Genomic DNA, 15853 nt, shown 5'->3' on the forward strand with positions numbered 1-15853 from the left:
TCTTCACTATTGTTTTTCTTCGGTGAAGAAATAATCTCTCAATATGTCTGATATTAAAAAAATAAAAGATGAATTTCTTTTAAAGTTAAAAGCGAATTTAGATTTAAATCAAGTTAATCAAATTAAAACAGAACTATTTGGTAAAACTGGGTTAATCAGCTCACAATTTAAACAGCTTGGAAAATTAGAAGAAGATGAAAGAAAAAAATTTGCATCAGATTTAAACTTAGTCAAAAATGAACTCGAAGATTTGATTACTACAAAAATTAACGATATTGAAACAAAAGAGATTAACAAAAAGTTAGAAAAAGAAAAAATAGATATAACTTTACCAGAAAGACCTTTTGTTCAGGGAAAAATTCATCCCGTATCTCAAGTCATAGATGAAATTTCTTCAATTTTTTCAGAAATTGGTTTTAGCGTAGAAGAAGGACCAGATGTTGAAAATGAATATAATAATTTTACTGCATTAAATACGCCTGATAACCATCCTGCAAGAGATATGCATGATACTTTTTATCTAGATGATACAAAAGAACTTTTATTAAGAACCCATACTTCTCCAGTTCAAATTAGAACAATGCTTAATGATAAACCACCTTTTAAAATAATAGCACCTGGCAGAACATATAGATCTGACAGCGATCAAACCCATACACCAATGTTTCATCAAGTTGAGGGTCTGCATATCGATAAAAATATTAATATGGGGCACTTAAAAGGATGCTTAAATTATTTTATTAAAGAGTTTTTTGAAGTTGATAAAATTAAAATGAGATTTAGACCTAGTCATTTCCCATTTACAGAGCCATCTGCAGAAGTTGATATTGGTTATGAAATAAAAGATGGAAAAATAGTAATTGGGGAAGGTGATAAATGGCTAGAAGTTTTAGGCTGCGGAATGGTTCATCCCAATGTTTTAAAAAATGTTAAAGTAAATCCTGATGAATTCCAAGGTTATGCATTTGGAATAGGAATAGATAGGCTCGCAATGTTAAAATACGGCATTAATGATTTAAGAGCCTTTTTTGATTGTGACTATAGATGGCTAAATCATTTTGGATTTGATCCAATAGATGTCCCAACAAACTATAGGGGCTTAAGCCGATGAAGATTACAACAGGATGGCTTAAAGATCATTTAGATACCAAACTTAATGAAAATCAAATCATCGATAAACTTACAGATATTGGTTTAGAAGTAGAGGGTGTTGATACTCAATCAGGAGAGCTTGATAAATTTGTAATTGCCAAAATTTTGAAGGCTGAAAAGCATCCTAATGCAGACAGGCTTAGAGTATGCGATGTTGATATAGGTTCAGGTAAACCAGTAAAAGTTGTTTGTGGAGCTCCAAATGCTAAAGAGGGTTTATTAACTATTTATGCTCCTCCTGGTGCTGTAGTACCAAAAAGCCAAATGAAATTGGTGGTAAGTAAAATAAGAGGTGTAACCTCATATGGAATGCTTTGTTCAGAATCTGAACTTAATCTATCAAATGAAAGTGATGGTATAACAGAGCTTTTGCCAGAAAAATATAATAAAAAAGTAGGAGAAAATTATTTTCCGAAAAAAAATTTAAATGTAATTGATATTTCCATTACACCAAATAGAGCAGATTGTTTAGGTGTAAGAGGAATAGCAAGGGATTTAGCTGCAGCTGGTGCGGGAATATTAATAAATCAAAAAGAAAAAAAACTTGATAAAAAAAATAAACAAACAATTAGTGTAAAAATTGAAAATGAAAAAAATCAAGCATGCATATCCTTTGGTAGTTGTTTAATTAAAGGGGTAAAAAATACTGAAAGTCCAGAGTGGTTAAAAGACAAAATAATTTCTTTAGGCCAAAAACCTATTTCGGCAATAGTTGATATTACAAATTATGTAATGTTTGACTTAAATAGACCACTTCATGCATACGATATTGATAAAATAGATAAAGGAATAGTTGTAAGAAATTCTAAAAAAGGTGAAACATTCGAAGCATTAGATAATAAGGAGTATAAATTAGAGGATGAGATGTGTGTCATATCAGATGCGTCAGGTGTATTAGGTCTTGGTGGCATAATAGGAGGCACAAGAACTGGAACTGAGCTGGATACAAAAAATGTATTAATTGAGTCTGCTTACTTTAGCCCACGATCAATCAGAAAGTCATCTAAAATCTTGAATATAGACACAGATGCAAAATTTAGATTTGAAAGAGGTATTGATCCATTATCAATTGACCAGGGACTTGAAAAAGCAGCTAGCTTAATACAAGAAATATGTGGTGGTGTAGTTAGTGAATTTGATATTCAAAAAACTGAAGATGTTAAAAAACAATCATTAAAATTTGATCCTTCTTTGTTTGAAAAAATTACTGGGTTTAATATCGACACAAAAGAAATGGTCACAATCTTAGATAACCTAGGATTTGAAATAAAAGAAAACAAAGGACTGCTTGATGTTGTTATACCATCTTGGAGACCAGATATTTCACAAGAAGTTGATGTGGTAGAAGAACTTGTGAGAATTAAGGGTTATGATCAAATTAAAATTATAGAACCTGAAAAAGTTAGAAAAAAACAAACATTAAATTTAAAACAAAAGTTATTTCATTTTTTACAAAGATCTATTGCTTCTAAGGGCTATTTTGAGGCTATCACATGGTCTTTTACTGATAGTAAGATTAATCAGCTATTCATTGAAAATAACAAAGAAATTAAAATAATTAATCCTATAAGTTCTGATTTGAACGTTTTGCGAAGTTCAATTTTTTCTAATTTAATTATCCATTTGAATAAGAATTTAGGAAGAGGATTTAAAGATTTGTCATTTTTTGAAATAGGCCCAACTTTTTTAGGATCTGAGCCAGGTGAGCAACAAACTGTAGCTACTGGATTAAAATCAGGAAAATTGGCTAGGCAGAGCTGGCTGGAAAAAGAAAGATTAGTAGATGTGTTTGATGTTAAAAGTGATGTCATCAAAAGTTTAGTTGAAGCAGGTTATAATAAAGACAAACTCTATATTGATGATGAAACACCTAGTTATTATCACCCTGGAAAATCAGGAAGAATATTTCTTAACAAAGGTAAAGAAAAAGTAGTAGCTTTTTTTGGTGATATTCACCCAGGTATATTAAAAAAATTAGATATTAAGGTTGAATCATTAGTGGGTTTTGAAATATTTTTAGATAATTTAAAGCAACCAAAAAAATCATTAAAAGATCAAAAAACTCAGTACAAATATTCAGATTTTCAAAAATCAGAGAGAGATTTTGCTTTTGTTTTGGATAAAAATTTTAAAGTTCAAGAATTAATTGAAATCATCTCCAATGTAGACAAAGAATTAATAAAATCTGTCAAAGTATTTGATGTTTATGAAGGAACCAATATTCCTGAAGGCAAAAAATCAATTGCATTAAATGTAATTATTCAATCTTTGGAAAAAACATTGACAGAAGGTGATTTAAACAAAATTAATCAACTTATTATTTCAGCTGTTGAATCCAAAACTGGTGCTAAGATTAGATCATAATCATGACAAAAATTGATCACATCAGAAACTTTGCAATCATTGCGCATATTGATCATGGCAAATCGACAATCGCAGATAGGATAATTCATAGTTGTGGTGGTCTAACTGAAAGAGAGATGAAGGCGCAAGTTCTAGATTCAATGGATATTGAGAGAGAAAGAGGAATAACTATTAAAGCTCAAACAGTTAAACTTAATTATAAAGCAAAAGATGGAAAAGAATACATTCTAAATATTATTGATACTCCAGGACATGTAGATTTTAGCTATGAAGTTAGTAGATCTCTGTATGCATGTGAAGGATCTATTTTAATTGTTGATAGTACTCAAGGTGTAGAGGCTCAAACATTGGCCAATGTTTATCAAGCTTTAGACACCAAACATGAGATAGTACCCGTCCTAAATAAAGTTGATTTACCAGCATCAGACTTAGAAAAAACAAAACAAGAAATAGAAGAAGTTATAGGTATTGATACTGAAAATGCCATACCTTGCTCTGGAAAAACAGGTGAGGGCATAGAAGATATTCTAGAACAAATTATTGTGTCACTACCAGCCCCAGAAGGAGAAAAAGATGCAGATCTAAAATGCTTATTGGTTGATAGTTGGTATGACACTTATTTAGGAGTGGTTATTTTAGTTAGAGTTATTAACGGAAAAATTTCTAAAAATATGAAGATCAAAATGATGTCTACTAAACAAGAATACATAATTGAAAAAGTAGGTGTATTTACTCCAAAAGCAACGGATGTTAATGAATTAAATGCAGGAGAAATTGGCTTTATAACGACAGGAATAAAAATTTTATCAGAAACAAAAGTTGGAGATACTATTTGTGATGCAACCAAACCACTTCAAGAGGCGCTTCCAGGATTTAAACCAAGTAAGCCAGTTGTATTTTGCGGATTGTTCCCTGTAGATAGTTCTGAATACCAAAAATTAAAAGATGGCTTGGGTAAACTTCAATTAAATGATGCTAGCTTTTCATATGAGGCAGAATCTTCATCTGCATTAGGCCTTGGTTTTAGATGTGGTTTTTTAGGTCTCTTACATTTAGAAATTATAACCGAAAGATTAGAAAGAGAATTTGACATAAATTTATTAACCACAACACCTGGGGTAGTTTACAAAGTTCACATGAACAAAGGGGAGATAATAGAGTTACAAAACCCTTCAAGTTTACCAGAGCCTACTCTAATCAAATTTATTGAAGAACCCTGGATTAAAGCAACAATTATTACACCAGATCAATATCTAGGAGCAATTATAAAGGTTTGTCAGGATAAAAGAGGAGTACAAACAAACTTAAGTTATTCAGGTAATAGAGCAGTTTTGAATTATGAAATTCCTTTAAACGAAGTTGTTTTTGATTTTAATGATAGACTTAAATCAATGACTAGCGGTTATGCAAGTTTTGACTATGAAATTATAGGTCATAGAGAAGGAGATTTAGTAAAATTAGGAATACTAGTTAATGCTGAACCAGTTGATGCATTATCAATGATGGTTCACAAAGATTTTGCTCAAACGGTTGGAAGAGAAGTTTGTGAAAAATTAAGAGATCTAATTCCAAGACATAATTTTATGATACCAGTTCAGGCAGCAATTGGAGGAAAGATCATAGCAAGGGAAACTATTAAGGGTTTTAAAAAAGATGTTTTAACAAAAATTCATGGCGGTGGTGCTAGAGACAGAAAAAGAAAATTATTAGATAAGCAGAAAAAAGGAAAAGCTAGAGGTAAACAATTTGGAAAAGTTGAGATACCTCAGGAAGCATTTATTGGTGTTTTAAAAATAAATAAAGACAGTTAACTTATTTATGTCACTCTCAAAGCTAACAATAGTAATACCAACATTTTATCCAGGAAATATAATTAAAAAATGTTTAGGATCATTGCCACAGAGCTCCGAAATAATCATTATAGACAATGGGAATGACTCAGAATTAGAAAAAATTATAAAACTACAAAAATATAAAATCAAACATTATAAAGTAGGGGATGTAGGTTTATCAAAGTCGTTTAATATTGCATTAGCAAAGTCTAAAAATGAAAATATATTAATCACGCAGCCAGATGTTTGCTTTGAAAAAAATTCAATAATAAATCTTCTTAAGGCACAAAAAAAGTATACTAAAGTAGGTATTATTTCTCCATTATTGTTTGAAAAAAAAAAATATAGTCAATATGATTATTTAGATTTGAGTTTATCAAAGTCAGGAAAATTAGAAAATAAAAGAAGACCAAAAAAAGTTAGTATGCTTCCCTCAGGTGATATTTGTGTCGAAGCTGTAAATGCAACGGCAATGTTAATAAAAAAATCAATCATCAAAAAGATCAATGGGTGGGATGAAAATATATACACATATCATGAAGATATAGATTTATGCTTAAGATTACGAAAAAAGGGATACTCAATTATGAAAATTAAAAAATCAATTGCTCATCATTTAGGTTTTAGTTCAAACAAAAAAAAAAATAGAGAAAAGATAGATAAATCTAGAAATTGGCACTTTTGTTGGTCATCATTATATTTTAAGGATAAATTTAGTACAAGACCAACATTTTACTTATTTTTTTTAAGAATGTTTTTAAAATATTTTATTAAACTTATTATTAATTTCTTACTACAGCGTAAAAAAAATTATATTAGAAGCTTTACAAGATTTACAGCTTGTCTAAATTATATTTTTATTAAAAAAGCAAATTATAGAGTGAAATATTAAAGATAATGAACTTAAAAGAAAAATTTTTTGATATTTTTAAAATGTATATAGAAAAAAAATCATCCAAAGAAAAAATTTCAAAGACTTTAAAAAAATTATTACCCTATGAGATTGATGCTCAACTAATAAGACTGGGTGAAAAAAATGATGGAGGATATTTAGTGCCTGATGATTTTGTTGATATTGATAAAAATTATTCTGCAGGGGTAGGTTTTTTGACTCAATTCGAAAAAGATTTAGAAACAAGATATTTAATCAAATCCAACATGCTAGATTTTAATGAAATAGAAAAAACTATATTGCCAAGTAAAGCTTTATTTTTAAAAAAAAAATTAGGCTTAGTGTCCAGTAATCAAGAAATATCTATTAATGACTGGATAATACAAGCTGATAAAGACATAATTTTAAAATTAGATGTTGAGGGTGATGAGTATGCTAGCCTAATTGATATTTCAGAGGAAAATTTAAAAAAAGTAAGAATTTTAGTAATTGAATTTCATGATTTAAGAAATCTGCGTAATGATATATTTTTGAACCTCTTTGATAAAATAATCACTAAATTGAATAATTATTTTTATGTCTGCCATTTACATATAAATAATATTAGCAAAATTAAAAAAATTAGTGATTATCTAGTGCCAGACATGATTGAAATAACTTTTATTAGAAAAAATAGAGTCAAAAATTTTTCTTCAAAGTTTTCTATACTTCCACATAAACTAGATAGTAAAACAGTTAATAGTGTCAGTGAAAAATTCTTAGATAAAAATTGGTATAAATAGCAAGTGATAAACTTTCCAAAATTCTTATATTTGTATAATTTTTTTAGATTAGCTGTTTATTTTTCAAAACTCATTTCAATATTTTCAAAAAAAGAAAAAAAAAGAACTTCTTTTTATAATTTTTTCAAAAAAAGAAAAAGATATTTTGATAAAGATTTATTAACAGCATTTTATAGACCAAAAATATTTATTCTTAATCATGATTTTGAAACTAAAGATATTATAGATAATATTTATAACTATGAGAATTTATTTGATATAAACGAATTTACCAACGATGGTCATAAAAATATTTTTCAATCTGAACATAATTTAAATAAAAAAAAAGAATTTATAGATATTTCCACAAGTATAGAAAATTTTATAAGTAAAAATGTAGCTAATATTTTTAATTCAAAAAAAATAAACCTTATTAAAATGTGGTTTGTAATAACAAAACAATCAGGTATTATAAATAAGCATAGTCATTTTGACTCTGACTTGTCAGGAGTCCTTTATCTAAAAGTAAACATCAACAGTTCTAACTCTGGACTGGAAATATTTAACCCATTAGAAGAAATGGATATTTATAAGTACAATCTAAATTTAAATAAAATTGAAAAAAGTACATTTACTGGTGATAAATACTTATTTAACCCTAAAAACAATGATCTTATAATTTTTAATTCATATCTAGAGCATAGTGTTAAAAACAAAGATCCAAATATCACTGATAGAATTTCTTTGCCTTTTGATTTAATTTTCTAAATTTAAATTTGGGTATTTGAGATTTTATGGGGGTTTATGAATCAATTTTAAGTAATTGTGTTAAGTTAAATAAATTAATGGAGAGATGGCCGAGCGGTTTAAGGCGCATGCTTGGAAAGTATGTGTATTGTTAAAGGTACCGTGGGTTCGAATCCCACTCTCTCCGCCATCATTATTCTTTGAATAAAAGTTTATTAAAAATATTCAAATATTTTATATTTACTAAAAAAAGTACTCTTGAAAATATTTTATTAAATAATATCCTTTTTTTGAATATGTAATCAAAGTTATTATGATCATATTCTGATCCACAATAAGAATAACCATTACCATTTTAACGATTGATAATTTAATTTTTTATATTTAACTTATTTGCTTTAGAATCTAAATTTCTGACACCTGCACCCATGTGTATATAAAGCATAAAATAAATTTTTTGTATTTTTAAAAAGTAAAAATATAATATATAGCTTGTTATTTCTATTAATATTTATAATTATGAATAAAATTTTTGATTGTTTTATGTTTAACAATGAAGAAAAATTGTTAGAAATAAGATTTAATGTGTTAAATAAATTTGTGGATCACTTTGTTATTATAGAAAGTGAAGAGACACATTCAGGTAATAAAAAAAATACCACATTCGAAATCAGTAAATATCCAGAATTTAAAGAAAAAATTATATATAAAAAAATTAATAGTTTTCCAGTAGGGCTAAGCCCTTGGCAAAAAGAAAACTATCAAAGAAACTATATTTCAAATTGTTTAAATTATGCTAAGCAAGATGATATTATATTGATTTCTGATCTCGATGAAATTCCAAATTTAGAAAATATCAACTTCAGTAATTATAATGAAAAAATAATTGTATTTAATCAAAGATTATTTTTTTATAAACTAAATTTTGGAGCAAAAACAACAACCTGGCATGGAACAAGAGCCTGTCAAAAAAAGTTTTTAAAAAGCCCGCAATGGTTAAGAAATTTAAAAACACATAAAAGATATAAGCTTTATAGATTGGATAAATTATTGTTTTCAACTAATTATGAAAGAAATTTCAAAATTATTAATAGTGGTGGGTGGCATTTTACTTGGCTAGGAAATTTAGACTTTATAAAAAATAAATTAAATAGTTTTGCACATACAGAATTAAATAATCCCATTGTAAATAATGATAACTATATTGAGAAATGTATTGATGAACTAAAACCTATTGAAATCAAGCAAAAAATTGAATTAAATAAACTCTCTATTAATAAAGTTAACCTCCCCACTTATGTGGTAGAAAATATTGATAAATATAGAAGTTTGTTAGACATCGATTAAACGTTAAATCAACTTTTGAAGTGTAATGGACGGAATGAATTGTTTGTGATTATTATTATAAAAATGATATAAAACTACAATTTCTTTCAATTAATTATGAAAAATAACTCCACATATCAAGCAGACTCCATCAAAGTTTTAAAAGGTCTTGAAGCTGTTAGAAAAAGACCAGGAATGTATATTGGTGATACCGATGATGGTACGGGTTTGCATCATATGGTCTATGAGGTTGTTGATAACTCAATAGATGAAGCTTTAGCAGGACACTGTAAAAATATAGACGTTAAAATAAATTCTGATGGAACTATTACAGTTAGAGATGATGGTAGAGGAATACCCGTTGATATGCATAAGGGTGAAAAAATGTCTGCTGCAGAAGTTATTATGACTCAGCTTCATGCTGGAGGCAAATTTGATCACGACTCATACAAAGTATCGGGTGGATTACATGGTGTCGGAGTTTCAGTTGTAAATGCATTATCTGAAAAATTAAAGTTAGAAATAGATAGAGATGGAAATACATATTTTATGGAATTTAAAGATGGGGCTTCAAAAGCACCTCTTAAAGTTATAGGAAAATCAAAAGAAACCGGAACACAAATAACATTTTTACCATCAAAAGAAATATTCTCTTCAATAAAATTTACTCCAAATATAATTATTAAAAGAATGCGTGAACTTGCATTTTTGAACAAGGGAATAAAGATAACAGTTAATGATTTAAATCAAAAAAAAGAAAAAATAATTGTATTTAAGTTTGATGGAGGAGTTTTAGAATTTGTTGATTTTTTAGACGAAAAAAGAGAAAAACTTGTAAATAAAACAGGAAATGATTTATTTAAGAAGCCAATTTATATTGAAGGAAAAAAAAACAATATAGAAATTGAATGCTCTTTGAAGTGGAATGCAAGTTATGGAGAGGATATCTATCCATATACAAATAATATTTATCAAAAAGATGGTGGTACCCATTTATTAGGATTTAGGAGTGCCCTTACTAGAGTAATTAATAAATATGCTACAGAACATAATTTATTAAAAAAAAACAAATTAACTATTTCAGGAGACGATATTAAAGAAGGTCTTACATGTGTAATTTCAGCAAAGATACCTGATCCTAAATTTTCTTCTCAAACAAAAGACAAGCTTGTTTCATCAGAAGTTAGAATGATTGTGGAAAGCATTGTTAGTGAAAAACTTTCAATATGGTTTGATCAAAACCCATCTTTATCAAAGGTTATTTTAGCTAAAGTAATGCAGGCAGCTCTAGCAAGAGATGTTGCTAGAAAAGCTAGAGAAAATGTTAGACGTAAAGGTGCTTTGGAATTAAGTGGATTGCCTGGAAAATTAGCAGATTGTCAAATAGGCAAACAAGAAGGAACAGAATTATTTATCGTTGAGGGAGATTCTGCTGGTGGTTCTGCTAAACAGGGAAGAAATAGGTCAAATCAAGCCGTTTTACCCCTTAGAGGTAAAATTCTTAATACTTATGTGGAAGAGATTGTTCTTAAAAAAAATAGCAATAGAGATGGTAGCGAACATAGAACAAAATCTTTAGCAAAAATGATGTCATCTAATGAGGTTGTGACCTTAATTAATGCACTTGGCCTTGATCCAAAAGTTGAAGATATTGACTTGAAAGACTTAAGATATGGAAAAATTATTATCATGACTGATGCCGATGTTGATGGTTCTCATATACGAGCATTGTTGCTAACATTCTTTAATAACAAACCATTTAATAAACTAATTGAAAATGGACATGTTTATCTTGCACAGCCACCTTTATTCAAGATCAATAAAGGAACAAAAGGCATTTATATAAAAGATGAAAAAGAGTTGGAAGATTATATTTTAAAGAATAACAAAGAATTGCAAAAAATTAAAAAAGGAACAAAAGAATTTACTATGGCTTATGAAGATGAAAAATCTAGAATGAGTATTCAAAGGTTTAAGGGATTAGGAGAGATGAACCCAGAAGAGCTATGGAATACTACGTTAGACCCCGAAACAAGAAATTTATTAAAAGTACAATACTCAAAAGATACAAAAAAAGATCAAGATTTAATTCACACATTAATGGGTAATGATGTTGCATTAAGAAAAGATTTTATTGTTTCAAATGCAATTAATGTTCAAAATCTAGATATTTAATAATGAAGTTTTTCGAAACTTCAAAATATTTTTCATTAAAAAAATCGACTTACATTAATCTAAAGTGGATTGCTATTATTGGTCAACTTATAACAATTAATCTTATTTATTTTGTATTTGATTTTAAATTTAATTTAATTTTAGAAAATTCAATAATTTTAATTGGAGTGCTAAGTAATCTTTATTTAATCTATATTAATAAGCACACTCAGCTATTAGATAAAACCGCATTTCTTTTTTTATTTATTGATATTCTGCAACTGAGTTGTTTGATTTATTTAACAGGTGGAATTATAAATCCTTTTTCAATTTTTTTGATTATTCCAGCTATATTTTCATCATCTAATTTAAGTTTTAGAAGTAATCTATTGTTAGTCAGCTTCACAGTTTTAGTGATTATTTTTCTTACTTTTTTTAATCAACCTTTACCCTATCCAGTTAGCGAACATTTTCATGTAGACAGTTATTATTATTATTCAATTCCAATAGCATTAATTATTGCTTTAATTTTTTTAAATTATTTTGCTTTAACCTTTGGAACGGAATCTAGAATAAGGAAAGAGGCACTAAATAAAATGGAAGAAATTATGTCCAAAGAACATGAGTTATTATCGTTAGGCGGACAAGCTGCTGCTGCCGCACATTCATTAGGTACACCGTTTTCAACAATGAAGATTATTTCTACTGATTTACTAGAGCAATTTAAAGATAATGAAGATGTTAAAAAGGATATTGAGCTATTATCCAGTCAATTAGAGAGATGTAGTGAGATTTTAAAAAAATTAACATTAAACCCGATTATTGAAGATGATTTTATTGATGGTGATTTAACAATGGCAGACTATGTGGGTGAAATAGTCAAATCATTCCAACAAACAAGCAAGAAAGAATTTATTGTTAATTATGATCAAAATTCAAATCCACTAAATATAACTAAATCAATAGAAATTGTTTATGGTCTAAGAAATTTTATTGGTAATGCAAATAAGTTTTCTGCAAATAAAATTTTTATTAATATAAAAAGTGATAGTGATTTAACAGAAGTTATGATTGAAGATGATGGAGAGGGATATCCAAAAGATGTCTTGAGTAAAATTGGAGAGCCCTATATTAAATCTTTTAAGTCTTCAATAAAATCAAAATCTGGATTAGGTCTTGGGATTTTTATAGGCAAAACTCTACTTGAAAAAAATTATGCAAATATTTTATGTAGAAATTCTCAAACAAGAAGTGGGGCTGAAGTCAGTATTAAATGGAAGAATGAAGACCTTTTAAAACTTTAGTGTAGTTTCTTTTTATTTTCAAATAAGCCACTCAATTGAGAAACCATTACATCTCCAAGTTCTTGTACATCTGTTATCTTAATAGCCTTATCATAGTATCGAGAAACATCATGCCCAATACCGATAGCTAAAATTTCAACATCACTCTTAGTTTCTATAAATTTAACCATCCTCTTTAAATGTTTTTCTAAAAAATCTCCAGAATTTACTGATAAAGTTGAGTCGTCAACTGGAGCACCATCAGAAATAACCATGAGTATTTTTCTTTCTTCTTTTCTCTTTTTAATTCTATTATAGGCCCACGAAATAGCTTCTCCATCTATATTTTCTTTCAACAATCCTTCTTTAAGCATTAAACCTATATTGTTTTTAGCCTTTCTCCACTGTGTGTCTGCATCTTTATAAATTATATGTCTTAAATCATTTAATCTTCCAGGATTTTTTGGCTTATCATTTTTAGTCCAAGCTTCTCTACTTTTACCACCTTTCCAATTTTTTGTGGTAAAGCCCAAAACCTCGACTTTTACAGAGCATCTTTCTAAGGTTCTAGATAATATATCCGCACAAAGTGCTGCAATTGTTATTGGTCGACCTCTCATAGACCCAGAATTGTCTATTAATAGAGTTACTATAGTATCTTTAAAATCAAGATCTTTTTCTTTCATAAAGGATAAAGAATTATAAGGATCCATAATTATTCTAGTTAATTTTGAGCTGTCTAATAAACCTTCTTCTAAATCAAATTCCCAGGCTCTATTTTGTTTTGCAAGTAGTTGTCTTTGTAGTTTATTAGCAAGCTTAGTAATCAGATCTTGAAATCCCACAAGTTGCTGATCCAAATTTTTTCTTAACTTTTGAGTTTCTTTTATGTCTTCTAGTATTTCAGCTTTTGCAATTTCATCAAATTCTGTGGTGAATACCTTATAATCTTGATCAATATTATTTATATTTGTTTTTTGTAAAACATTTTCTGTGCTCTCTTTTAAAGAGTCTGAATCCTCTAATTGTTCTTCCATCTGTTGATCGCTAAGATCAAAACCAGCATCTAAATTAGTCTGACTATCATCTTGTTTACTTTCTTCCTCTTTGTCATCAGACTGACCGTCATTATCGTTCTCAGATTCATTGTCTTGTTCATTTTCTTGTTCATCATTTTCTTCATTATTCTCCTCATTATTTGAAGCAAATACATCCATACTCTCTAAAATTTCTGAAAATTTCAAACTATAATTATTTTGGTCCTCCAAATTTTTACTTAAAAAATCAAAATGTTTATCAATTGATTCGTCAAATTCTTTTTTCCAAAAACCTAACATTTTTTCAGACACATCGTTGAGCTTTAATTTAAAGAATTTATTTAACATATATAGTTCAAAAGCTTCAGTCACTGGAACGTCTTCTTTCTTTTTTAATTGCCCTTTATGATTGGAGAGTATTTTTTGACTATAGTTTTCACTTAAATTTTTCCCAATTCCTTTGAGCATTTTGCCACCAAGAAGTTCATACCTAATTTTTTCAGCAATATCATATAAAGATTTACAAGAAGGATTATTAGGTAGGTTTTTGTTAAATATTTCTTTATTAGAAAATTTTTTCTTTAAGGCACCTGAATCAGTTTCTGCTCTTAGTCTAACAAAATCATTTTTATTTGATAAATTGGTTATATCAAAAAAATCAGTTTTCTTATTACTTAAATTTTTGTCTAATTTTTTAATATCCAATTTGTAATCTTCAGAAATTACTTTAGCAGTAGAAATTAAAGCTTGTTTAAATTGCTCTTTAAAATTATTTTCTTTTGAGCTCATTTAGATCTGAATATTAACCATCGACTCTGGCAACTCTTCCCCAAAACATCTCTGATAATATTCAGCTATTGTATTTTTTTCTATATCGTCACACTTATTTAAAAAAGTAACTCTAAAAGCATAACCTGTATCTTTGAAAATTTCAGTATTTTCAGCCCAATGAAGTACTGTTCTTGGGCTCATTACTGTTGATATATCTCCTGCTATAAAGCCTTTTCTAGTTAAAGATGCAACTTTAATCATGTTAGATACTTTTTCTTTACCTTTTGGATTATTTAAATTTTTATTCTTGGCGAGAACGATTTCCATTTCTCTATCGAGACTAAGATAATTTAGAGATGTAACAATATTCCATCTATCCATCTGTCCTTGATTTATTTGTTGAGTGCCATGGTATAATCCAGTTGTATCCCCTAAACCAACTGTATTTGAAGTTGCAAATAATCTAAAAAATTTATTTTGTTTTATAACTTTATTTTTGTCTAAAAGAGTGAAATTTCCTTCAGCCTCTAATACCCTCTGAATAACAAACATCACATCCGGTCTTCCTGCATCATACTCGTCAAAAACAAGTGCAACAGGATTTTGAATAGACCAAGGTAAAATACCTTCTTTAAACTCTGTAATTTGTTTGCCATCTTTTACAACAATTGCATCTTTTCCAATAAGATCAATTCTGCTTACATGACTGTCTAAGTTAACTCTAATACAAGGCCAGTTTAATCTAGCTGCAATTTGCTCAATATGAGTAGACTTTCCTGTACCATGATAACCCTGAACTAAGACACGCTTATTAAAAGCAAAGCCTGATATGATAGCAAGAGTAGTGTCTCTATCAAATTTATAATTTTTATCTATTTCAGGAACGTATTCGCTTTTTTTAGAGAAAGCATCAACCTCCATATCTGAGTCAATTCCAAAACTTTGTTTTAAAGACATCTTAATGTCTGGCTGTATGTTTAAATTAGGTGTCAATTTTTTCCTTATAAGTATTTTTTAGCTGAGTATAAGCTAAAGTAATTAATTTAAGTTTTTCTTCGTATTCTTTATTTCCCAAATTAATATCAGGGTGAAATTTTTTGACAAGAGTTTTGAACTTATCTTGTATTTGCTCCCATTTTTGGCCAACTGAAACACCCAGAATACTAAAAGCTTTAATATCATTAGCATCAAATTTGAATTGATTCATATGATTATATTCACCTCTAAGTTTAGTCTTATCAAACTCATCTTTTAAAGTATTATTCCATAAAACTTTAAAAAAGTTATCTGAAGAGCTAAAGCTTTGAGTGGGTTTGTGCCACGTCATATCAGACTTTAAAAAATCAAATACCTGTTCATCATCCATTCCCTTAAAATAATTCCAATTTTTATTAAATTCCTTAACATGAGGCAAGCAAAGCAGCCTGTAGCGTTTGCTATTATCTTTCTCAATTGGTGCCTTATATTCACCAGTATCAAAGCAATTATTCCAATCACAAATATTTTTCATGCTATATAGTAATAAATTAATATT

General features: G+C 28.3%; 12 protein-coding genes and 1 tRNA gene. 10 read left to right on the forward strand and 3 right to left on the reverse strand.

Annotated elements, in window-relative coordinates:
* Positions 1 to 43: 43 nt before the first annotated feature.
* The 10 genes from pheS to AC5YGC_RS00240 all read left to right on the forward strand — a co-directional run bounded on the left by pheS (position 44) and on the right by AC5YGC_RS00240 (position 12532).
* Positions 44 to 1111 carry a phenylalanine--tRNA ligase subunit alpha gene (gene pheS, locus AC5YGC_RS00195; RefSeq protein ID WP_496139654.1) on the forward strand — a complete coding sequence of 356 codons (1068 nt, stop codon included), beginning with the start codon at positions 44 to 46 and terminating at the stop codon, positions 1109 to 1111.
* A complete protein-coding gene (gene pheT, locus AC5YGC_RS00200; RefSeq protein WP_496139655.1) occupies positions 1108 to 3516 on the forward strand; it encodes a phenylalanine--tRNA ligase subunit beta in 2409 nt (802 codons plus the stop codon). The genes pheS and pheT overlap by 4 nt, the downstream gene beginning before the upstream one ends.
* A 2-nt stretch (positions 3517 to 3518) precedes the next feature.
* Positions 3519 to 5327, forward strand: coding sequence for a translation elongation factor 4 (lepA, locus tag AC5YGC_RS00205; protein ID WP_496139656.1), 1809 nt, complete (start codon positions 3519 to 3521; stop codon positions 5325 to 5327).
* A 7-nt stretch (positions 5328 to 5334) separates the two neighbouring features.
* A complete protein-coding gene (locus tag AC5YGC_RS00210; protein WP_502314019.1) occupies positions 5335 to 6240 on the forward strand; it encodes a glycosyltransferase in 906 nt (301 codons plus the stop codon).
* 5 nt (positions 6241 to 6245) lie between these two features.
* A complete protein-coding gene (locus tag AC5YGC_RS00215) occupies positions 6246 to 7022 on the forward strand; it encodes a hypothetical protein (protein WP_496139658.1) in 777 nt (258 codons plus the stop codon).
* A 3-nt stretch (positions 7023 to 7025) separates the two neighbouring features.
* Entirely contained in the window at positions 7026 to 7769 is a 744-nt protein-coding gene (locus AC5YGC_RS00220; protein ID WP_496139659.1) for a putative 2OG-Fe(II) oxygenase, read from the forward strand.
* 79 nt (positions 7770 to 7848) lie between these two features.
* A tRNA-Ser gene (locus AC5YGC_RS00225) sits at positions 7849 to 7938 on the forward strand.
* A gap of 329 nt (positions 7939 to 8267) precedes the next feature.
* On the forward strand, positions 8268 to 9095 hold the full coding sequence (locus AC5YGC_RS00230; RefSeq protein ID WP_496139660.1) for a glycosyltransferase family 17 protein: 828 nt from the start codon (positions 8268 to 8270) through the stop codon (positions 9093 to 9095).
* 96 nt (positions 9096 to 9191) lie between these two features.
* A complete protein-coding gene (locus AC5YGC_RS00235; protein WP_496139661.1) occupies positions 9192 to 11249 on the forward strand; it encodes a DNA gyrase subunit B in 2058 nt (685 codons plus the stop codon).
* A 2-nt stretch (positions 11250 to 11251) separates the two neighbouring features.
* Positions 11252 to 12532 (forward strand): ActS/PrrB/RegB family redox-sensitive histidine kinase, encoded by a 1281-nt coding sequence (locus tag AC5YGC_RS00240; protein WP_496139662.1) that lies wholly within the window; start codon positions 11252 to 11254, stop codon positions 12530 to 12532.
* Here the strand turns inward: AC5YGC_RS00240 and AC5YGC_RS00245 are convergent.
* The 3 genes from AC5YGC_RS00245 to AC5YGC_RS00255 are packed head-to-tail and all read right to left on the reverse strand — an operon-like array spanning position 12529 to position 15829.
* On the reverse strand, positions 12529 to 14337 hold the full coding sequence (locus tag AC5YGC_RS00245; RefSeq protein ID WP_496139663.1) for a cobaltochelatase CobT-related protein: 1809 nt from the start codon (positions 14335 to 14337) through the stop codon (positions 12529 to 12531). The genes AC5YGC_RS00240 and AC5YGC_RS00245 overlap by 4 nt on opposite strands.
* The gene (gene cobS / locus AC5YGC_RS00250) at positions 14338 to 15312 is read right to left on the reverse strand and encodes a cobaltochelatase subunit CobS (RefSeq protein ID WP_496139664.1); all 975 of its coding nucleotides are present in this window, start codon (positions 15310 to 15312) and stop codon (positions 14338 to 14340) included. It abuts the gene before it with no gap.
* The gene (locus AC5YGC_RS00255; RefSeq protein ID WP_496139665.1) at positions 15302 to 15829 is read right to left on the reverse strand and encodes a DnaJ domain-containing protein; all 528 of its coding nucleotides are present in this window, start codon (positions 15827 to 15829) and stop codon (positions 15302 to 15304) included. Before AC5YGC_RS00255 ends, cobS begins: the two co-directional genes overlap by 11 nt.
* Positions 15830 to 15853: the final 24 nt, after the last annotated feature.

The organism is Candidatus Pelagibacter sp. uisw_138 (assembly GCF_059512485.2).